The organism is Parasphingomonas zepuensis (assembly GCF_036663735.1).
Taxonomy (GTDB): domain Bacteria; phylum Pseudomonadota; class Alphaproteobacteria; order Sphingomonadales; family Sphingomonadaceae; genus Sphingomonas.
In genome coordinates, this window is sequence record NZ_JAXOJO010000004.1 from 387,066 (window position 1) to 407,253 (window position 20,188).

Genomic DNA, 20,188 nt, shown 5'->3' on the forward strand with positions numbered 1-20,188 from the left:
AGCAGTGCGCAAGCTTGGATGTCTCGGGCTGCTGCTCGTCCTGGCCGCGGCCATCGCGGCGTTTGTCGGGCTGCAGCAATGGGGCGGAAAAGGACCCCTCGCGCGCACCGTCACGGTGCGAATCGCTCCCGGCACCAGTCTTGCGCGCGCGGCGACGCAGCTGGAGGAGGCCGGCGCGATCCGTTCGGCCGGCCGGTTCCGGTTGTTCGCGCGGCTCCGCGGCTCCGGGGCGGGGATCAAGGCCGGCGAATACCGGCTGCCGGCCCATGTTAGCGAAGCGCGGATCCTCGCAGTCCTGGAGAGCGGCAGAACGCTGCAGCGGCTGGTCACGGTGCCGGAAGGCTGGCCGTCAGTGCTGGTGAAGGATGCGCTGGACAAGACGCAGGGACTTAAGGGCAGCGTTGCCGTGCCCGGCGAGGGCACGATCATGCCGGACAGCTACAGCTTCGAGCTGGGCGACACACGGCAGTTCATGCTCGATCGCATGCAGCGCGCGATGACGCGCTACCTTGCGGCTGCCTGGGCGAAGCGCAAGCCGGGCATTGCGGTGAAGACTCCGCAAGAGGCATTGATTCTCGCTTCGATCGTGGAGAAGGAAACCGGCAAGGCAAGCGAAAGGCGGACGGTAGCTGCGGTCTATTCCAACCGGCTGAAGCGAGGGATGATGTTGCAAGCCGACCCGACCATCATCTACCCGTTGACGAAGGGGCGCCCGCTCGGTCGTCGTATCCTCGCTTCGGAAGTCCGGGCGGTAAATGCCTATAACACCTATGCGATGACTGGCCTGCCGGCCGGGCCGATCTGCAACCCGGGACGCGCCTCGATCGACGCGGTGCTCGATCCGGCACCCTCCAACGCCCTGTATTTCGTCGCTGACGGGACGGGCGGGCACGTCTTCGCCGATACGCTCGACCAGCATAATGCCAACGTCCAGAAATGGTACGCGATCCGGCGCTCGCGTGGTGAGATGTGATGGCCCCGCACATCATCGACCCGCACGGCATGTCGGCCCCAGCCTGAGGCTCGGGACCGACACCACCGAAACTGTCCGGCGCTCCGCTTACCGAGCAAGCGCCGTCGGGCCGAACAGGCTGCGCATCTGCGCCAGATAGGTCGCTTCCGAACTGATCTCGCGCAGCGTGTAGAGACTTTCGCTGTCCTGGCCGGCCGGGAAGCGCAGGCGCTCGCCCGGATCCGTCGCCGCAGCGAAGACGCCTTCTGCAACCTGGCGCTCCGTCGCATAGGCAAAAGGATAGTCGCTCAGGTGTGCGAACAGCTGCTCGCCATAGGCGCGATAGGGTTCGGACAGCAGGCCGCTCATTCGCTCCGCACCATTGGCAGCGAAGCTTGTCGTCGGCGCCATCCCCGGCTCAACCAGCCGCGCGCGTACGCCGACGCTGGCCAGTTCATAGTGGAGCGATTCGGTAAACGCCTCGATCGCGGCCTTGCTGGCGCAATAGGGGGCGACCAGCGGCATCGGCGCGATGGCGGCGGATGAGGTGACGTTCACGATCGTGCCCGAACCACGCGCCCGCATATAGGGAATGATCGCCTGGCACACGGCCATCACACCAAAACTGTTGGTCTCGAAAAGTTCGCGGACGGTTGCCATCGGGGTCACTTCGAACGCCGAGAACAGGCCGATCCCTGCATTGTTCACCACCACGTCGATCGCGCCGAATGCGGCGATCGCCGCGTCAATCGCACCGTCGATGCTGGCCGGATTGGTCACGTCGAGCTGCACTACGTGCAGCCTGTCCCCGGCACCCTCGAACAGATCGGTCCGGGGCGTGCGCATCGTCGCGACGACATTCCAGCCCTGCTCGAGGAACAGTTCGGCGCTGGCCTTGCCGTAACCCGATGAGCAGCCGGTAATCATGATGGTTTTGGTCATTGTTCGTCTCCTTCTGTCGGAAACGTCTAACCAAGACGGTCCAGTCGATCGATAATGAAACGTCCATAATTCATCATCGATCGTCCAAAAGGATCCGTTGTGGAAATTGCGATCGATCGCAGTGTCGTATGATTTCCCGGCTGCAGGTGGGCAATTGCCTAGCGGGGGAGCGCCGCCGCGGCCCGCGCTTTGGCCTCGATCTCGGCCAGGGTTCCTCCGGTTACCCAGCTACCACCAACGCACAGCACCGGCGCGAAGGCGAGCCAGTCCGATGCGCTTGCTTCCGTGATGCCGCCGGTCGGGCAGAAGGAGCATTGGTAGAATGGAGCGGCGAGCGCCTTCAGCGCCTTGAGACCGCCCGAAGTCTCCGCCGGGAAGAATTTGAAATGGGTCAGGCCGAGATCCAGCCCCCGCATGATGTCACCCGCCGTCGCGATGCCCGGCAGATAGGGCACGCCGCTCGCCACGATCGGCTGCGCCAGTCGTTCGGTCAGGCCGGGCGAGACGATGAATTCGGCGCCGGCTTCCATCACCTGCTCGAACTGCTCGGTCGAGACGACGGTGCCAGCACCGACGATCGCGCCCGGCACCTGCTTCATCTCGCGGATCGCATCCAGCGCCGCCGCGGTGCGCATCGTCACTTCGAGCACCTTCAGCCCTCCAGCGACGAGCGCTTCGGCCAGGGGGCGGGCAGTGGCCGCGTCCTCGATCACCAGCACGGGGATAACCGGGCTGGTCCGCATGATCGTTTCGATACCGCTCATCGGGCATGCTCCTGGGCAAAGGCGGCCGCGGCGCCGAACAGGCCGGGCTGGGGATGGGTAATGAGCTTCACCGGTATCGCTTCAAGCATCGTTCGGAAACGCCCCTTTGCCGCAAATCGTTCGGCAAAACCCGAGCGGGCGAGATGATCCTTGAGCCGCAGGCCCAGCCCGCCGGCGATGACCACGCCCTTCGCACCCTGCGCGAGAGCGAGGTCCCCGGCGACTGCACCCAGACTGAGGCAGAACCGGTCGAGCGCGGCGAGCGCCAGGCTATCCTCGCCCTCCAGCGCCTCGCGCCAGATTTCCTTGTCATCGAGCCGCTGGACCGCCCGACCTTCGATCCCGGCCAGGGTCTCGTAAATGGTGACGATGCCCGGGCCGGCGACGATCCGCTCGGTCGATACGCGGTTATAGGTGCGCCGCAATCGCTTCAGCATCGCATCCTCGATCTCGTCGAGCGGCGCAAAATCGACATGCCCGCCCTCGGTTTCGATCACGTGATAGCCATGCGGGGTACGCAGCACCTGCGCGACGCCCAGGCCGGTGCCAGGGCCGCACACCGTCAGCACGCCGTGCGCGGCAAAGGGTTCGTCGGGGCCGCCGAGATGCAGGAAGCAATCTTCGGGCATCTGCGCCGTCGCATGGCCGACCGCGCCGAAATCATTGATCAGGACATAGTCGTCCACCTCGAGCCGCTCGCGCACCAATGCAGGACGGATGATCCAGGGATTGTTGGTCAGCTTGATCAGCTCACCACCGACCGGAGAGGCGACTGCGATGGCGGCAGCGCGGGGCAGGGGGCTATCGAGCGACGCGCCGAACGCCTGCCATGCCGTCTGCAGGCTGGCATATTCTGCGGTCTTCAACGTTGCCGGCTCGCCCAGTGAGACGACCCTGCCATCCGCGACCTTGGCGATGGCGAACCGGACATGCGTTCCGCCGATATCGACTGCGACGACATCCATACTCACCAGCCCATCGCCGCGAGCACGGCCGATGCGCCCTTTTCCGCTTCGTTCGCAGTGCCGCGGAACAGGCTGAACAATTCGCGTCCCATGCCCTGCGCCGGCGGCGGGGCGACCGCGCAAGGGCGGGCGAACCATTCATCGGCATCGACCAGCGCGACGAGTTCACCGCTATCGGCCGACATACGGATCACGTCGCCGTCGCGCAGTCTGGCCAAAGGGCCGTCGCCCAGCGCTTCGGGGGAGCAATGGATCGCACAGGGCACCTTGCCGCTTGCCCCGGACATGCGCCCGTCAGTGACGAGCGCGACGCGGAAACCCCTATTCTGCAGCACACCGAGCGGTGGTGTGAGCTTGTGCAATTCCGGCATCCCATTGGCGCGAGGCCCCTGGAAGCGCACCACCACCACGACATCGCGGTCTAGCTCGCCCGCCTTGAACGCTGCCTGCACCTCGAGCTGGTCTGAAAAGACCCGGCAGGGCGCCTCGATCGTCCAGCGATCGCGCTCGACGGCGCTCACCTTGATACAAGCCCGGCCGAGATTGCCCACCAGGATGCGGAAGCCCCCTTCAGGCGCGAAGGGCGTGGCCGCCGGGCGCAGGATCGTATCGTCACCACTTGCCCCGACATCCCCCCATGTAAGCGCCTCGTCCGCAATGGCGGGGCGTTTGGCATACGTTGTCATGTCATCCCCGGCGACCGTCTTCAAGTCCCGGTGGAGTAGCCCGGCGTCGAGCAGTTCGCGGATGACATAGGGCATGCCGCCCGCGTCCTCGAAGCCGTTCACATCGGCCGAGCCATTGGGATAGACCCGGGCGATCAGCGGTATGGCTCGCGAAAGACGGTCGAAATCGTCCCAGTCGATCACGATTCCGGCCGCGGCGGCGATCGCAGGCAGATGGATCAGGTGATTGGTGGATCCTCCGGTCGCGAGCAGCCCGATCGCGGCGTTGACGATCGCCTTCTCATCGACGCATTCGCCGAGCGGACGGTAGCTATCCCCATTCCAGCCGATCTCGGCGAGCCGGTGGACGGCGGCGCGCGTCAGTTCCTGGCGCAGCTTGGTACCGGGATTCGCGAAGGCGGCGCCGGGCATGTGCAGGCCCATCACCTCCATCATCATCTGGTTCGAATTGGCCGTGCCGTAAAAGGTGCAGGTGCCCTTCGAATGATAGGCGGCTATCTCGGCTTCGAGCAGGTCTTCGCGGCTTGCCTTGCCCTCGGCGAATTGTTCGCGGACCGCAGCCTTGGCCTTGTTGGCGAGGCCCGATCGCATCGGCCCGCCGGGGATCAGGATCATCGGGAGGTGGCCGAAGCGCAGCGCGCCCATCAGCAGGCCCGGCACGATCTTGTCGCAGATGCCGAGCAGCGCCGCGCCCTCGAACATGCCGTGGCTCAGCGCGACCGCCGTGCTGAGCGCAATGGTATCGCGGCTGAACAGCGACAGTTCCATGCCGGGATAGCCCTGAGTCACGCCGTCACACATTGCCGGCACGCCGCCGGCGACCTGCGCCGTTGCGCCGGCCTCACGCGCCCAGACCTTCATCTGCTCGGGGTAGCGATAATAGGTCGCATGGGCCGAGAGCAGATCATTATACGCCGTGACGATGCCGATGTTCATGCCGCCCCCGGCCTTCATCGTGTCGCGGTCCTCCTCCGTGCCGGCATAGCCGTGCGCGAGGTTGGCGCAGCCAAGCGCGGGCCGGTCGACATGCAGGTCGCGTTCGCGCCGGATCAGCGCCAGATAGGCGTCGCGGGTCGGCCGCGACCGGGCGATGATCCGGTCGGTGACCGCACTCACATCGGCGTGAAGCGTCATGCGGGGCTCCAGTGGATGTCCACCGGCAGCTCGGCGTCAGCCAGGACGCGGCCGATCGGATAGTTCGACGAGGGACCCTGCTTGATCGCCGCTTCGATCACCTGGCGCTTCTTGTCGCCGGTGACGGCGATCATCAGCGCCTTGGCGGAAACGATCGCGGCACGGCTGAGCGTGATGCGCGCAACGGGAGCGTCCGCCGGCATCGGATCCGGCATCACGCCGAGCGCACGGCGTTCGCGCGGGCCGTTGATAGCTTCCTCGAAATCGGGGCCGGGAAAGATCGAAGCGGTATGCCCGTCTTCGCCGACGCCGAGCAGGCAGAGATCGAGCGGCCAGTGATGGTCGGCGAGCCGCGCATCGGCTGCCTTGCCGGCGGCGCGATAATCCTTGGCCGCTTCGCTGACGATCGGGATTACGCGCGCGCCCTTGGACAGGAAGGTCTTGCCGATGGCCGTGATGTTGGACAGCGGATCGCCCAGCGGCACGATGCGCTCGTCGGTCGGGATGATCGTCACGCGCTTCCAGTCGAGCTTCGTCGCGGCGAGCTTCTCGTAGATCGGCAGCGGGGTCTTGCCGCCGGCGAGGGCAATGACGCAGCCGCCGCGCGCGTCGATCGCGCTTTCGATGACGAAAGCGATATCGCCCGCGACCGCCGCCGCCATCTCGGCCGCGTCGTCATAATCCCACCATTCGATTTCTTCGCTCATACATCACCTTATCGTGTTTCACTGCGAGCGGCGGGCGCCGCTGCGCGTATCAGTCGTCCTGCCAGGTCACGCCGTCCCGCTCGGTCAGCGCGATCGCCGCCGATGGGCCCCAGGTACCCGATCCGTAGCTTTTCGGCTTCACGTCATTCGCCACCCAGCCGGCGCGGATCGCGTCGATCCATTCCCATTGCGCCTCCACCTCGTCGCGGCGCACGAACAGGGTGGGATCGCCCTCGATCAGGTCGAGCAGCAACCGCTCATAGGCGATGCGCCGGCGCGTGCCGGCGAATTCGGAATCGAGGCTGAGGTTGAGCGGCACTTCGCGCAGGCGGATGCCGTCGCGATCGAGGCCAGGTTCCTTGGCCATCACCAGCAGCTGGACATATTCTTCGGGCTGCAGGCGGATGATCAACATGTTCGGCTGGAGCAGCCCGCCGCGGCTGGCAAACATGGAATGCGGCACTGCCTTGAACTGGATCGCGATTTCCGAATGCCGGTTCGGCATGCGCTTGCCGGTGCGCAGGTAGAACGGCACACCCTGCCAGCGCCAATTATCGACATGGGCCTTGATCGCCACGAAGGTCTCGGTGGTCGAGGGCTTGCCCAACTCGTCGATATACCCCTTCACGATCTCGCCGTTGACCGCACCCTGGGTATATTGGCCCGTCACCGTGACCTGAGGTGCTTCCTCCGGCTTGATCTTGCGCAGCGAACGGAAAACCTTCGCCTTCTCGTCACGGATCGCGGTGCCGTCGAAGCGGGCAGGGGGCTCCATCGCGATCAGCGCGAGCAGCTGGAGCATGTGGTTGGCGACCATGTCGCGCAGCGCACCCGCCGTATCGTAATAGCCCGCGCGATCCTCGAGTCCGACGGTTTCGGAGATGGTGATCTGGATGTTGTCGATGCCCTGTGCGTTCCACACCGGTTCGAAGAAGCTGTTGCCGAACCGAAGCGCGAGGATGTTCTGGACCGTTTCCTTGCCGAGATAATGATCAATCCGGAAAGTCCGGTTCTCGGGAAAGGCGCTCGCGACCGTATCGTTGATCTCGCGACTCGACGCCAGATCGTAGCCGAGCGGTTTCTCCAGCCCGATGCGGACGGTCTCACCGGCCAGCCCGGCCGCTTCAAGCCCGCGGATCACCGGCTCGAACAGCGATGGCGCGGTCGAGAGGAAGATAGAGAGGCCACCGCCGACGTCGCCGACCTTCTTCGCCAGGAGATTGTAATGCGCGAGATCCGTCGCATCGAGCGCCTGATAGCCGAGCCGTTCGAGAAAGCTCTTGATCGCCTTCTCGTCCTTGCGATCCTCGGGCAGGAACTCGTCCAGCGCGTGCTTGGCGAATTTGCGATAGCTCGCATCGTCATGCTCGGACCGCGCCGTGCCGGTGATGGTCAACCCTTCGGGCAGCAGCCCGTCGGCGTGGAGGCCGTAAAGCGACGGCAGCAACATGCGTTGCGCGAGGTCGCCCGTCGCACCGAACAGCAGCAGCTTGCCTACCGGATCGCGCATAATGTCTCCTGGATGGGCCGTATCGCCGTGCGCCTAACAGACGCGGACGTGCCGGAATAGGGAGTCGGGATGGCGGATTAAAGCGTCAACCCGGCCACGGGATCGAATCCGGCCATGATGTTGAGGTTCTGCACGGCTGCACCCGCCGCGCCCTTGCCGAGATTGTCGAGCGTAGCGATCAGCCGGGCCTGGCCGGTTTCGGCATTGCCGCAGACGCGCAGGGTCAGCCGGTCGGTTCCCGCATCCTCCTCTATCGCGACGGTATCGCCCGTAACGTCGGCGACCCGAACGATCGGCGAATCGCGATATGCTTCGCGCAGCGCCGTTTCGCACGCGATCAGGGTGGGCCGGCGCACGAACATATGCAGCGGCAGCGGCACCTCGACGATCATCCCGCGATAGGTATTGGCGACCGCCGCCGCGAAGATCGGCGGATGCTCGAGCCGGGCATGCTTCTGCATTTCCGGCACATGCTTATGGGCGAGGCCGAGTGCATAAGCGCGCGCAGCAGGGGCAAGCGCGGTGCTCTCGAATTCTGCGATCATCGCTTTGCCGCCTCCGGAATAGCCGGAGATCGCGTTGACCGTGATTGGCCAGTCGGCCGGAACCAGCCCCGCGCGGACCAGCGGTCGCACGAGTGCGAGAAACCCGGTCGGATAGCAGCCCGGATTGGAAACGCGCATTGCCTCGGCGATCGCTGCCGCCTGGCCCGGTTCGAGCTCAGGGAAACCATAGCTCCAGCCGTCGCCCGTGCGATGCGCGGTCGACGCATCGATCACTCGGGTGCGGTCGTTCTCGATCAGCGCAACTGCCTCACGGGCGGCATCGTCCGGCAGGCAGAGGATGACGAAGTCGGCATCGTTCAGCAGTTTCGCGCGCGCCTTGGCGTCTTTGCGCCGCGATTCGCTCAGCGACAGCAATTCGATGTCGTCCCGGCCCGAGAGCCGCTCGCGAATCTCGAGGCCCGTGGTGCCGGCCGCGCCGTCGATAAAGACCGTGACCGTCATTGCGCCGACTCCAGGGCAGCTACGTCGATATAACCGACCAGATTTTGGCCTACAGCAATGCCCCACGCCTTGCCGCCGGCAAGATCGAGCACTTCGAAGATGTCGCCAGCCTTTACCGTGGTCAGCATCGGCGCGTCGGCGCTATCCGCCCCATATAAAACGACTTCTGCCACGATACGGCGAGGCATTGGGGCGGCATAATGCGGCGCGAACACGCGATCGGCCAGGCGAATGTCGGCGACATCGCGACGGACAGCGTCATGCAATGGATTGAGGACGGCCGATGGGCCCAGCAGCGCAAAGCTCCTACGCGGTGGCCCGCCGTGAGACTTGCTGGTCGGCTTCACCGATAAACTGGCCAAACTCTTCAAGAAATTCTGCCCCTTCAGACGTGCGCGCGACGAAGATGTTGCGCTTGTCGGTTTCGTCACGCTGTCGGCGCAGATAGCCGAGCGAACCGAGCCTGTTCAAGGCGCGCGTCACAACCGGCTTGGAAACGTTGAGAACACGGGCAAGCCCGCGCACCGTATGTGGCCCGGGATTGAGGTATACGACCAGCAGCAGCGCCATCTGCCGGTTGGTGAGATCGGGCTCGCCCGACCGTACATAATCCACCAGCGTCTGCATCCATCCGCTCAGCGATCGATCAGGAATTGTGGCCACGAAAAAAATTCCACAGTTGCGCCGGCCCCGCACGTTGGGGCTCCGGACACATAACGTTCATAATCGCTGCTGGTTTCAGTGCGGAAACGAAATGTCCTCGCGGCTCGCTGTCCGGTGGCGGTTGATCGCGAGCCCCGGCTCGCCTATGTGCCCGCCTTCCCAAGCCACAGGTTGCGCTCACCCATGTTCAAGTTCCTTCTCGTCCTCCACGCGATCATCGCCGCCAGCCTGGTGACCGTGATCCTGATGCAGCGCTCGGAAGGCGGCGGGCTTGGCATGGGCGGCAGCCCCTCGGGCCTGATGTCGGCTCGTGGCGCGGCTGATTTCCTGACGCGCGCAACCTCTGTGCTGGCGACGCTGTTCGTCGGCCTCGCCATCTTCCTCGCGGTGCTGGCTTCGATGGGCCACAACACGGCCAAGATCGATCCGACCCTGGCGCGCACGCCCCCGGCCGCCGGCACATTGCCGCCGCCCACCCCGGCGCAGCCGACGACGACCGCGCCCGCACCGGGCGCCCCTGCCGGTAACAGCGCAGTCCCGCTCGCTCAATAAGCGGGCGCACTTCGCCACTTTTTTGTAATGGACGTGGAGTCGCGCGCTTGTCGTGCGGCCCCCGATGACGCTAGGCCTTTTCTCCCATGGCGCGGTTTATCTTTATCACCGGCGGCGTGGTCTCCTCGCTCGGCAAGGGTTTGATGGCGGCGAGCCTCGCGGCCCTCCTCCAGGCACGCGGATATCGCGTGCGTATCCGCAAGTTCGATCCCTATCTCAACGTCGATCCCGGCACGATGTCGCCCTATCAGCACGGCGAAGTCTATGTGACGGACGACGGGGCGGAGACTGACCTCGATCTCGGCCATTACGAACGCTTCACCGGCGTCGCGTCGCGCCAGTCGGACAATGTCACCTCAGGCCGCATCTATCAGCAGATCATCACGCGGGAACGCCGCGGCGATTATCTCGGCGCGACCGTGCAGGTGATCCCGCACGTGACTGACGCGATCAAGGAATTCGCACAAAACCAGACCGAAGATCTCGATTTCGTGCTGTGCGAGATCGGTGGCACGGTCGGCGACATCGAATCGCTCCCGTTCATCGAGGCGATCCGACAACTCCGCAACGATCTCGGCCGTGGCCAGTCGGTCAGCATCCATGTCACGCTGGTGCCGTATATCGCGGCTGCCGGCGAGCTGAAGACCAAGCCGACTCAGCATTCGGTGCGCGAACTCGCGGCGCTGGGTGTCCAGCCGGACGTGCTGGTCTGCCGCTGCGAGCAACCGCTGCCGGAGAGCGACCGCGCCAAGATCGCGCTGTTCTGCAACGTCCGCAAGGAAGCCGTGATCCCGGCGCTCGATGCGAAGAGCATCTACGCCGTGCCGATGCAGTATCATGCCGAGGGTCTGGACGCCGAAGTGCTGCGCGCCTTCGACATCGAACCAGGCCCCGCGCCGGATCTGTCGCGCTGGGCCGATATCGTCGACCGCCTGACCAATCCCGAGGGTGAAGTAACGGTCGGCGTGGTCGGCAAATATGTCGGCCTGCAGGATGCGTACAAGTCGCTCAACGAGGCGCTGGTGCACGGCGGCATCGCCAACAAGGTCAAGGTCAACATCGAGTGGATCGACGCTGAGCTCTTCGAGGGCGCCGATAGCGACATCGCGACCAAGCTCGAGCCGCTGCACGCGATCCTGGTACCCGGCGCGTTCGGCGAACGCGGTGCGGAGGGCAAGATCGCCAGCGTCCGCTTCGCCCGCGAACGCGAAATTCCCTATTTCGGCATCTGCTTCGGCATGCAGATGGCGTGTATCGAAGGCGCGCGCGATCTCGCTGGTATCGAGAATGCCAGCTCGACCGAATTCGGCCCGACCGACGAGCCGGTGGTGGGCATGATCACTGAATGGATGACGGGCGCGGGCATCGAAAAGCGCGAGGCGGGTGGCGATCTGGGCGGCACGATGCGGCTCGGCGCCTATGAGGCGAAGCTTACCGGCAACAGCGTTGTCGCCTCGATCTATGGCGGCACCGATATTTCGGAGCGGCACCGGCATCGCTATGAGGTCAATACCGGGTATCGCGATGCGCTCGAAAAGGGCGGGCTGGTGTTTTCGGGCATGTCGCCGGATGGCATGCTACCCGAGATCGTCGAGCGGCCGGATCATCCCTGGTTCGTCGGCGTGCAGTTCCATCCGGAGCTGAAGTCGAAGCCGTTCGATCCGCACCCCTTGTTCGCCAGCTTCATTGAAGCGGCCGTCCGGCAGAGCCGACTGGTCTGATGCGCGCCGGGCCGAGGTCCTCGGTCCGGGTAAATGGCGGCTGCGCAGTTCGGGTCAGTGCGGGGTGGCGATCAGGTCTGCCTGTGCGTCATATTCGACGGCCATCCTGGTGAGCGCTTCGAACGCACGACGATCGTCGATCCCCGTGGCCAACCGGCGGCACCGCGCTGCCTGCGCGCGCAGCGTATCGATCTGGCGCTCTTCGGTCACGTCGAGCAGCAGGTTGATCGCACCCGCCAGACTGCCGTCGGCGTTAAAATAGGGGGTCGGAAAGGGCATCAGCTGAATCCGCGTGCCGTCGGGACGTTCGGCGATTGCTTCGACCTGGCGGATCGAGCGCTGTTCACGCAGCGCGACCGCCATCGGGCATTCGGCATGAGGCAAGGGTGCGCCGGCAGAAGTGTAGAGGCGCCAGGTCACGCACCAGCGATCATGCTTGAGGTCGGGCGTGCGCCCGGCAAGAGCAATACAGGCACGATTATAATGCGTGATTGCCCCGCGGGGATCCGTTACGTAAATCGCAACGGGAAGGGCGTCGAGCGCTTCGCTCAGCTGATCGCTGTCGCATGTGAGCGCTACCAGTGCTTTATCTACCAGTGACTCTGCAAATTCGACCCGCACGCTCATCGAAATCCCCCGGGCTAAACAAGCCCTATGGCGCGGTTAACGTTAATCTGGATCAATGGTTCCATCGCGTTCATAAAAGAGGCGTCCGGGCCACTGGCCCGGACGCCTCTTTTAATTAACGCGCGAACGATGCGGTGTCAGGCCGCCTCGCTCTCCTTGCCGCCTTCGATCGCGGCGAGGGGAGCGCCGGTCTTGATGGCGATGGTTTTTGGCTTCATTGCCTCGGGCACTTCGCGGACCAGCTCGATGGTCAGCAAGCCGTCATTGAGCCGCGCATCGTCCACGCGGACGAAATCGGCGAGCTCGAAACGACGCTCGAAGCTGCGATTGGCGATGCCGAGATGCAGGAACGCACCGGAGGCGCCTTCCTTTTCGGCCTTGTTGCCCTTCACCTGCAGCAGATTCTGCTGCGCGGTGATCTCGATCTCGTCGCGGCCGAAACCGGCAACCGCCAGCGTGATGCGATAGCGGTCTTCGGCGATGCGCTCGAGGTTGAAGGGCGGGTAATTGTCCGCAGCCGACTGGCGCGCGCTGGCTTCGAGCATGTCGAACAGCCGGTCGAAGCCGATGGTCGAGCGGCGGAAGGGGGTCAAATCGAACTGACGCATGTGATGTCTCCTCAATGCAAAGCGAGATGGTCGTCATGAGCGTCCGCCAGAGCGCGACACCCGGTTTCACGCGGCCCGAATGGCGCCGCGTGCTCCAAATCTGGGATGTCCCGTGACCGGTTCAAGAGGGGAATCGGCGCATTTTCTGATGCGGGATCGCGATGTCGAGGACGGACTAGGCCGTGGCCGTTGGTAAGATCGGATTGTTTTCAAAGTGGGAAAAGCAAACGCCCGGACCGTTTCCAGCCCGGGCGCCTGCGTGACGATCGCTCGTCAGCCCCCTTGTCCCGCTTTCGCTGCCGTGCCTTGACAGGCGGCGCTGAAAGCATTCCCCGAACCACGGCCTTTTGCCTGTGTGTCAGTGATGAGACGCTAGGTGTGGTGCCCGGCTTTGTCACCGGGAATGTGGCGAGCCCGAACGGATTGCGGCGCCCCTGTGGCGATTGCGCAACAGGCAGCCTTGGTTGCCAGCGGCGCACGGCTTCCCTAGATCAGCCTGACCACTTCACGAACGGGCTGCCCCCACCATCATGATCCTGTCGCGCTACGAACGCATGATCGCCCGCCGCTATCTGCTGCCGGGCAAGGGCGAGGCGTTCATTCTGCTCGTCGCCGGCTTCAGCCTGGGCGCGGTGATGCTCGGCGTCGCTGCCCTGGTGATCGTGATGAGCGTCATGAACGGGTTCCGGGCTGAGCTGTTCGACAAGATCGTGGGGCTGAACGGCCATGCCGTGGTCCAGGGCATCGGCGGGCAGCTGCCTGACTGGCGCCGTGTGGTCGACCAGGCCCGCGCGACCCCGGGCGTGACGAGCGCCACGCCGCTGATCGAGCAGCCGCTGATGACCAGCTATAATGGCCGGGTCGAGGCAGTGCTGGTGCGCGGCATGCGAGTCGAGGATATCCGGCGCAATCCGATCATCAGCTCGAAGGTGGTGATGGGTTCGCTCACCAGCCTCACCGACGGCAGCAGCGAGATCGCGATCGGCTCGCGCCTGGCCGAGGCGTTGGGCGCGCAGGTCGGCAGCGAAATCTCCCTTATCAGCCCGCAAGGCCAGACCACGCCGTTCGGCACGGTGCCGCGCATTGTCTCCTACAAGGTCGGCGCGATCTTCGAGATCGGCGTCTATGATTACGACAAGGCTTATGTCGTCATGCCGATGCAGGACGCACAGACGTTGCTGATGATGGGCGATTCGGTCGGCATGATCGAACTGCAGACGGTTGATGCCGATCGCGTCGGGCAAATCCTCGCGCCGCTCGGCGAGAAGGTCGGGGGCAGGGCGGTCATCGCCGACTGGCGGCAGATGAACGCGCAATTGTTCGAGGCGCTGGCGATCGAGCGGGTGGTGATGTTCTGCGTGCTGTGCATCATCATCCTGGTCGCCGCGTTCAACATCGCGTCCTCGCTGATCATGCTGGTGCGCGCAAAGACGCGCGATATCGCTATCCTGCGCACCATGGGTGCCAGCCGGGTCGGCATGATCCGCATCTTCATGACCGTGGGCACGACGATCGGCACCCTGGGAATCCTCGCGGGACTGGTACTCGGTTTCACCTTCCTGGTCTTCCGCCAGGACGTGGTCGATTTCGTCCAGTGGGTCAGCGGCCAGAATTTGTGGGATCCGACGATCCGCTATTTGACGATCCTGCCGTCCCAGCCCGATCCGTTCGAGATTATCGCGATCACGCTGATCGCGTTCCTGCTGACTTTCCTCGCGACGCTCTATCCCGCCTTCAAGGCGGCGAGCACCGATCCAGTGCAGGTGTTGCGCTATGAATAATCCCGTTCTCGACGTTTCCGGCCTGACCCGCAGCTTCGTCCAGGGCGATGTGACGATCGAGGTCCTGCGCGGCGTCGATCTGACAGTTGGGGAGGGGGAGATCGTCGCGCTGCTCGGGCCGTCCGGCTCGGGCAAGTCGACCCTGCTCCAGGCGGTCGGGCTGCTCGAAGGCGGGTTCGGCGGATCGATCCGCATCGCCGGCGAGGAAGCCGCTCGGCTCGACGCGCACGGCCGCACGATGGTGCGTCGCGACTATCTCGGCTTCGTCTATCAGTTCCATCACCTGCTGCCCGATTTCAACGCAACCGAGAATGTCGTGCTGCCCCAGCTGATCCGCGACCGCAGCCGCGCCGAAGCCGATGAGCGCGCTCAGTCGCTGCTGACTGCACTCGGCCTGGGCCACCGGCTCACGCACCGCCCCAGCCAGCTTTCGGGCGGCGAGCAGCAGCGCGTTGCGGTGGCGCGCGCGCTGGCCAACAAGCCGGCGCTGGTGCTGGCTGACGAACCGACCGGCAATCTCGACGAGGCGACCGCCGACGTGGTGCTGGCGGAGTTCCTCCGCCTCGTCCGCGACGAGGGCTCGGCCGCGCTGGTCGCGACTCATAACGAGCGGATGGCGCTCAAGATGGATCGGGTCGTTCGACTGCACGAGGGCAAGCTGGCCTAGCCACCGGGTCGTTTCGAGATAGGTGAAATGAGGAGTAGGACATGACGGCAATCACCGAACTGAGCGTGAAGACAGCCGACGGCACGCCCGTCGATCTCTCGGCTTATGCCGGCCAGGTGCTTCTGATCGTCAATACCGCGTCCAAATGCGGCTTTACCCCGCAATATGAAGGGCTTGAGGCGCTGCATCGCAAATACAAGGATCGCGGTTTCGAGGTGCTGGGCTTCCCGTGCAACCAGTTCGGTGCGCAGGAACCCGGCGACGCTGCCGAGATCGCCAATTTCTGCACGCTCACCTATGACGTGACCTTCCCGGTTTTCGCCAAGGTCGACGTCAACGGATCAGCTGCCGATCCTCTGTTCGAGCAGTTGAAGAAGGAAGCGCCGGGCTTGCTCGGCTCGACTTCGATCAAATGGAATTTCACCAAATTCCTCGTCGATCGCAGTGGCAAGACGGTCGAGCGCTATGCGCCGACGACCAAACCCGAGGATATCGAGGCCGATATCGAGAAACTTCTCGGGTAGGCACTTCCTTTCGACGCTATTATCGCGCGCCGATATCCCGCCGTAGCCATACCGGTTCAGGTGCTATTCCCGCCCGGTCAAGCAGCTTGGCCAGCGTCATCTTGTACTGGCGCAGCTCCGAAAAACTGAGCGAGCCGTACCAGGCGCGCTCATGCGCATTGGCTTCGGCATCGAGTAGCGGCACCAGCGCTTCGCCTTCGTCCGTCAGGAGCAGTCGCACGGAGCGCGCATCGGTCGGATCCGGCTTTCGCGCTATCAGCCCTTTGACTTGCAAACGATCGGCGAGCCGGGTCACCGCCGCGCCATCGAGCCGCAGGAGCGTTGCGAGACCGCGCACGGTGTCGGCATCACGCCGCGCCAGTGCCGCAAGCAAGCGGAATTGAGCTGCGCTGGCGCCCCGGGCGGCCATTCTCCGCTCGAGATCGGCCTCCAGCACTTGCGAAAGCCGCAAATGCCAGGGCGCCACTCGATCACCCTCTTTGTGGATGGTTAATGTCATGACAATGATTTACATTGTCGTGACAATGAACGCAAGCATTCTTACGGTTTAGCGCTTTATCTGGCTGATGCGGTGCGATGCCCTTCGACGTGCCGGTGCTCGGTCATCGCCACATTCACCCTGATAACATCAAGTAATACGACGATATCGAGGCGGGGACTCGATCAGGAGATATGGGACAATGCAGTGTCCCATATCTCTCGTTTGCGCGCCGGGCTGGCTTGACCGTCAGTCTGATTCAGCGCCTGCGGGCTTGCTGCTGCGCCCGTTTTGTTTAACGCGGGCGCTTCCCAAAATCGCCCAAGAGACCCATAGTCACCCCATGCCGCATTCCGCGTTCGTGCCCCTGCGTATCTTTTCGTCCTATACGATGCTCGATGGCGCGATCGAGCCCAAGGCGATCGCGAAGCGAGCCCAGGAGCTGGGTTTTCCCGCCGCTGCGCTCACAGACCGCAACGGCCTCTACGCGGCCATGGCCTATTCCGATGCGTGCAAGTCGGCCGGCGTGCAGCCGATCATCGGCGCCATGCTCGGGCTTGCCCGGCCGGACATGCCGGACGGCGTTGAGGCGCCGCTCGACTGGCTCGCTCTCTATGCCCAGGACGAGACCGGCTATCAGAATCTCTGCCATCTGGTGTCGCGCGCGCATCTCGATCGGCCGCTCGAATTGCTGCCGCATGTCGATTTCGCGGCGCTTGAAGGCAGGACCGACGGGCTGATCGCGCTGACCGCTGGCGGGGAGGGCGGCCTGACCCGGCTGCTCGCCGAGGGGCAGACCGAACGCGCCATGGCTTATGCCGACCGGCTGCAGTCGCTGTTTCGCGACCGGCTCTACATCGAGCTGGTCCGCCGGCTCGACGAAACCGAGGGCAAGGCCGAGGCCGGGCTGCTCGATCTCGCTTATGCCCGCGATCTGCCGATCGTCGCGACCAATCCCTGCTGCTACGCCGATGAGGATTTCGGCGATGCGCATGATGCGATGCTGTGCATCGCCCATTCGACCTATATCGCCAGCACCGATCGTACGCGCAGCTCGCCCGACGCCTGGATGAAGCCGGCCAAGGACATGCGCCTGCTGTTCGCCGACCTGCCCGAGGCGATCACCAACACCCTGGTGGTGGCGCAGCGCTGCGCGGTGATGGCGCCGTACCGCAAGCCGATCCTGCCTAGCCTGGCCGGTGATCCGACTGCCGAGGCCGAGGCGCTGCGCGTCGATGCCCGGGCCGGGCTGGAAAAGCGGCTAAAGCGGATCGAGGAATTGTCGGCGTCTTCCACGCCGCTTCCGCGTGCGAGCGACCCTGCTCAGTCGGGTCGGGATGGAGACAAGGAGGCAGACTGGCGCCAGGCCTATCGCGACCGGCTCGAATTCGAGCTCGACGTCATCATCCAGATGGGCTTTCCCGGCTATTTCCTGATCGTCGCCGATTTCATCAAATGGGCGAAGGATCACGACATCCCGGTCGGCCCGGGCCGCGGATCGGGCGCCGGCTCGGTGGTCGCCTGGTCGCTGACCATCACTGATCTCGATCCGATGAAGCTCGGCCTGCTGTTCGAACGCTTCCTCAATCCGGAACGCGTGTCGATGCCGGATTTCGACATCGATTTCTGCGAAACCCGCCGCGGCGAGGTGATCCGCTACGTCCAGGAGAAATATGGCCGCGACCAGGTCGCGCAGATCATTACCTTTGGAAAGCTGAAGGCACGCGCGGTGCTCAAGGACACCGGCCGCGTGCTGCAGATGAGCTATGGCCAGGTCGATCGCCTCGCCAAGCTGATCCCTAACCACCCGACCGATCCCTGGACGCTCGAGCGCGCGATGAACGGCGTATCGGAGCTGCGTGCCGAATATAAGGGCGATAGCGGGGTCAGACATCTGCTCGATCTCGCGATGAAGCTGGAAGGCCTGCCGCGGCACAGCTCCACGCACGCCGCTGGCGTGGTGATCGGCGATCGCCCGCTGGCCGAGCTGGTCCCGCTCTATCGCGATCCCCGCTCCGATATGCCGGTTACGCAATTCGACATGAAATATGTCGAGGGCGCCGGCCTGGTTAAGTTCGATTTTCTCGGCCTGAAGACACTTTCCGTTCTGAAGAAGGCGGTTCAGCTGCTCGCGAACAGGAATATCATCGTCGATCTCGATGCGCTCGAATGGGAAGATGAGGGCGTCTATAAACTGCTCCAGAAGGGTGACACGGTCGGCGTGTTCCAGCTGGAATCGGAGGGCATGCGGCGCACGCTGTCGGCGGTGCGCCCGTCCAATTTCGGCGACATTATCGCGCTCGTCTCGCTCTATCGGCCAGGCCCGATGGACAATATCCCGAGCTTCGGGGCGCGCAAGAACGGGCGCGAGGACATCACCTATCCGCACCCGCTGCTGGAAGGCATCCTGTCCGAAACCTATGGGATCTTCGTCTATCAGGAACAGGTGATGCAGGCCGCTCAGATCCTGGCCGGCTACAGCCTGGGCCAGGCCGATCTGCTGCGCCGCGCGATGGGCAAGAAGATCAAGAAGGAGATGGACGACCAGCGCGCGGGCTTCGTCGAGGGCTGCCTGGCAGTCAACAAGATCCCGGCGGCCAAGGCGAACGAACTGTTCGATTTGATCGACAAGTTCGCCGGCTATGGCTTCAACAAGTCGCACGCTGCGGCCTATGCGCTGCTCGCCTATCAGACGGCCTGGCTCAAGGCGCATTACGCCGAGGAATTCTACGCGGCCTCGATGTGTTTCGACATGACGCTGACCGACAAGCTCGGCATCTTTGCCGACGATATGCGCCGGATGGGCGTCGCCTGCCTGGCGCCCGATATCAACGCCAGCGAAGCCGAATTCTCGGTCGAAAGCACGCCGGACGGCCTTGCCGTGCGCTATGCGCTCGCTGCGCTGAAGAGCGTCGGCGAAGGGGCGATGGAGAAGCTCGTTGCCGAGCGCGAGGAAAACGGTCCTTTCGATACGCTCGACGATCTTGCCCGCCGCGTCGATCCGCGCCTCCTCAACAAACGCCAGCTGGAGACGCTGGCGGCGGCGGGCGCGTTCGATTCGATCGACCAGAACCGCGCCGGAATCTTCGCCACTGCCGAGACGATCCTGGCCACCGCCGCCCGCGTGCACGATATGCGCGCCAGCGGGCAGGGCGGGCTGTTCGGCACCGCCGATGCCGTCGAACCGCCGATCAAGCTCCCGCTCTCGGCGCGCTGGACGCTCGCGCAGCGCATGGAGCAGGAAAAAGAGGCGTTCGGCTTCTATTTCTCGGCCCATCCGGTCGATCGCCATTCACATCTGGCGAAAATGCACGGTGCGCGCAGCTTTGCGGCCCTTGGCGAACTGGCGATCCCCGACGATGGCACGCGCTCCGGCGCGATGATGGCGGCGCTGGTCGAGGATGCGCGTTGGCGGACATCGGCCCGGGGCAAGCGCTATCTGATGGCGACTCTGTCCGATCCGTCGGGCCAGTTTTTCGCCACCTGCTTCGACGACATGGTCGCCGCCGATCTGGAAGAGGCCGCGCGCAACGGCGGCTGCGGCCTGGTGACCGTCGAGCTCGATCGGCGGCCGGGCGAGGACAGCCCGCGCGTAACCGTAAAGCGGATCCAGCCATTCGAGACGCTCGCCAATACGGCGAGGTTCGTGCTTGAGCTGGGCGTGTCCACGCCGGCCGGGATGGCCGCGCTCGGCACATTGCTGGCCGAGGCGCGCGGCGCGCGCGGCGAAGTGTGGGTCAACGCGGCACTGCCAGCCGGCGGTTCCGCCCGTGTGCTGCTCGGTCGGGACTTCCTGCTCGACGGCGAACTTGCCGCCCGGATCGAGAACCTGCAGGATGTCAGCGACGTGACGCTCAAGACCTCCGAGACGAGGCTGGCGCTCGTCGGTTGAACCGGAGA

At 64.4% G+C, this 20,188-nt stretch carries 19 protein-coding genes; 7 read left to right on the forward strand and 12 right to left on the reverse strand.

What is annotated here, in order from left to right; all coding sequences use genetic code 11:
• Window positions 1-4 precede the first annotated feature (4 nt).
• Entirely contained in the window at window positions 5-973 is a 969-nt protein-coding gene (gene mltG / locus U1769_RS16965) for an endolytic transglycosylase MltG (RefSeq protein WP_332718318.1), read from the forward strand.
• A gap of 87 nt (window positions 974-1,060) precedes the next feature.
• Here mltG and U1769_RS16970 read toward each other — a convergent pair whose 3' ends face one another.
• From U1769_RS16970 to U1769_RS17010, 9 genes are all read right to left on the reverse strand, one after another.
• Window positions 1,061-1,894, reverse strand: a complete 834-nt coding sequence (locus U1769_RS16970) for an SDR family oxidoreductase (RefSeq protein WP_332718320.1) — start codon at window positions 1,892-1,894, stop codon at window positions 1,061-1,063.
• Window positions 1,895-2,052: 158 nt separating this feature from the next.
• Window positions 2,053-2,658 carry a bifunctional 4-hydroxy-2-oxoglutarate aldolase/2-dehydro-3-deoxy-phosphogluconate aldolase gene (gene eda / locus U1769_RS16975; RefSeq protein ID WP_332718322.1) on the reverse strand — a complete coding sequence of 202 codons (606 nt, stop codon included), beginning with the start codon at window positions 2,656-2,658 and terminating at the stop codon, window positions 2,053-2,055.
• Complete coding sequence (glk, locus tag U1769_RS16980; protein ID WP_332718747.1) at window positions 2,655-3,623, reverse strand: glucokinase; 969 nt, start codon at window positions 3,621-3,623, stop codon at window positions 2,655-2,657. The genes eda and glk overlap by 4 nt, the downstream gene beginning before the upstream one ends.
• Before the next feature lie 2 nt (window positions 3,624-3,625).
• Window positions 3,626-5,443 (reverse strand): phosphogluconate dehydratase, encoded by a 1,818-nt coding sequence (gene edd, locus U1769_RS16985; RefSeq protein WP_332718324.1) that lies wholly within the window; start codon window positions 5,441-5,443, stop codon window positions 3,626-3,628.
• Complete coding sequence (gene pgl, locus U1769_RS16990) at window positions 5,440-6,150, reverse strand: 6-phosphogluconolactonase (RefSeq protein WP_332718326.1); 711 nt, start codon at window positions 6,148-6,150, stop codon at window positions 5,440-5,442. Before pgl ends, edd begins: the two co-directional genes overlap by 4 nt.
• Before the next feature lie 49 nt (window positions 6,151-6,199).
• Window positions 6,200-7,660: a glucose-6-phosphate dehydrogenase gene (zwf, locus tag U1769_RS16995; RefSeq protein ID WP_332718328.1), complete on the reverse strand. Its 1,461-nt coding sequence runs from the start codon at window positions 7,658-7,660 to the stop codon at window positions 6,200-6,202.
• A gap of 77 nt (window positions 7,661-7,737) precedes the next feature.
• Window positions 7,738-8,667: an N-acetyl-gamma-glutamyl-phosphate reductase gene (gene argC / locus U1769_RS17000; RefSeq protein ID WP_332718330.1), complete on the reverse strand. Its 930-nt coding sequence runs from the start codon at window positions 8,665-8,667 to the stop codon at window positions 7,738-7,740.
• Window positions 8,664-9,038, reverse strand: coding sequence for an SH3 domain-containing protein (locus tag U1769_RS17005; protein WP_332718332.1), 375 nt, complete (start codon window positions 9,036-9,038; stop codon window positions 8,664-8,666). The genes argC and U1769_RS17005 overlap by 4 nt, the downstream gene beginning before the upstream one ends.
• Complete coding sequence (locus U1769_RS17010) at window positions 8,974-9,294, reverse strand: MarR family transcriptional regulator (RefSeq protein WP_332718334.1); 321 nt, start codon at window positions 9,292-9,294, stop codon at window positions 8,974-8,976. Before U1769_RS17010 ends, U1769_RS17005 begins: the two co-directional genes overlap by 65 nt.
• A 219-nt stretch (window positions 9,295-9,513) precedes the next feature.
• On the opposite strand from U1769_RS17010, the gene secG reads away from it, so the two are divergent.
• Window positions 9,514-9,882, forward strand: a complete 369-nt coding sequence (gene secG / locus U1769_RS17015) for a preprotein translocase subunit SecG (RefSeq protein ID WP_332718336.1) — start codon at window positions 9,514-9,516, stop codon at window positions 9,880-9,882.
• Window positions 9,883-9,968: 86 nt separating this feature from the next.
• Entirely contained in the window at window positions 9,969-11,603 is a 1,635-nt protein-coding gene (gene pyrG, locus U1769_RS17020; RefSeq protein ID WP_332718338.1) for a CTP synthase, read from the forward strand.
• A 54-nt stretch (window positions 11,604-11,657) separates the two neighbouring features.
• Here the strand turns inward: pyrG and U1769_RS17025 are convergent, their stop codons facing one another.
• Window positions 11,658-12,230: a PAS domain-containing protein gene (locus tag U1769_RS17025; protein WP_332718340.1), complete on the reverse strand. Its 573-nt coding sequence runs from the start codon at window positions 12,228-12,230 to the stop codon at window positions 11,658-11,660.
• Window positions 12,231-12,367: 137 nt separating this feature from the next.
• Window positions 12,368-12,838, reverse strand: a complete 471-nt coding sequence (locus U1769_RS17030; protein ID WP_332718342.1) for an Hsp20 family protein — start codon at window positions 12,836-12,838, stop codon at window positions 12,368-12,370.
• A 530-nt stretch (window positions 12,839-13,368) separates the two neighbouring features.
• On the opposite strand from U1769_RS17030, the gene U1769_RS17035 reads away from it, so the two are divergent.
• From U1769_RS17035 to U1769_RS17045, 3 genes are read left to right on the forward strand one after another with little or no spacing between them, the layout of a single operon-like run.
• The gene (locus tag U1769_RS17035) at window positions 13,369-14,619 is read left to right on the forward strand and encodes a lipoprotein-releasing ABC transporter permease subunit (RefSeq protein ID WP_332718344.1); all 1,251 of its coding nucleotides are present in this window, start codon (window positions 13,369-13,371) and stop codon (window positions 14,617-14,619) included.
• The gene (locus U1769_RS17040) at window positions 14,612-15,286 is read left to right on the forward strand and encodes an ABC transporter ATP-binding protein (RefSeq protein WP_332718346.1); all 675 of its coding nucleotides are present in this window, start codon (window positions 14,612-14,614) and stop codon (window positions 15,284-15,286) included. Before U1769_RS17035 ends, U1769_RS17040 begins: the two co-directional genes overlap by 8 nt.
• Window positions 15,287-15,327: 41 nt before the next feature.
• Entirely contained in the window at window positions 15,328-15,810 is a 483-nt protein-coding gene (locus U1769_RS17045) for a glutathione peroxidase (RefSeq protein ID WP_332718348.1), read from the forward strand.
• Window positions 15,811-15,829: 19 nt separating this feature from the next.
• Here the strand turns inward: U1769_RS17045 and U1769_RS17050 are convergent, their stop codons facing one another.
• Complete coding sequence (locus U1769_RS17050; protein ID WP_332718350.1) at window positions 15,830-16,309, reverse strand: MarR family winged helix-turn-helix transcriptional regulator; 480 nt, start codon at window positions 16,307-16,309, stop codon at window positions 15,830-15,832.
• A 322-nt stretch (window positions 16,310-16,631) separates the two neighbouring features.
• Here U1769_RS17050 and dnaE point away from each other — a divergent pair, with 322 nt between their 5' ends.
• Window positions 16,632-20,180: a DNA polymerase III subunit alpha gene (gene dnaE / locus U1769_RS17055; protein WP_332718353.1), complete on the forward strand. Its 3,549-nt coding sequence runs from the start codon at window positions 16,632-16,634 to the stop codon at window positions 20,178-20,180.
• The last annotated feature ends 8 nt before the right edge of the window (window positions 20,181-20,188 follow it).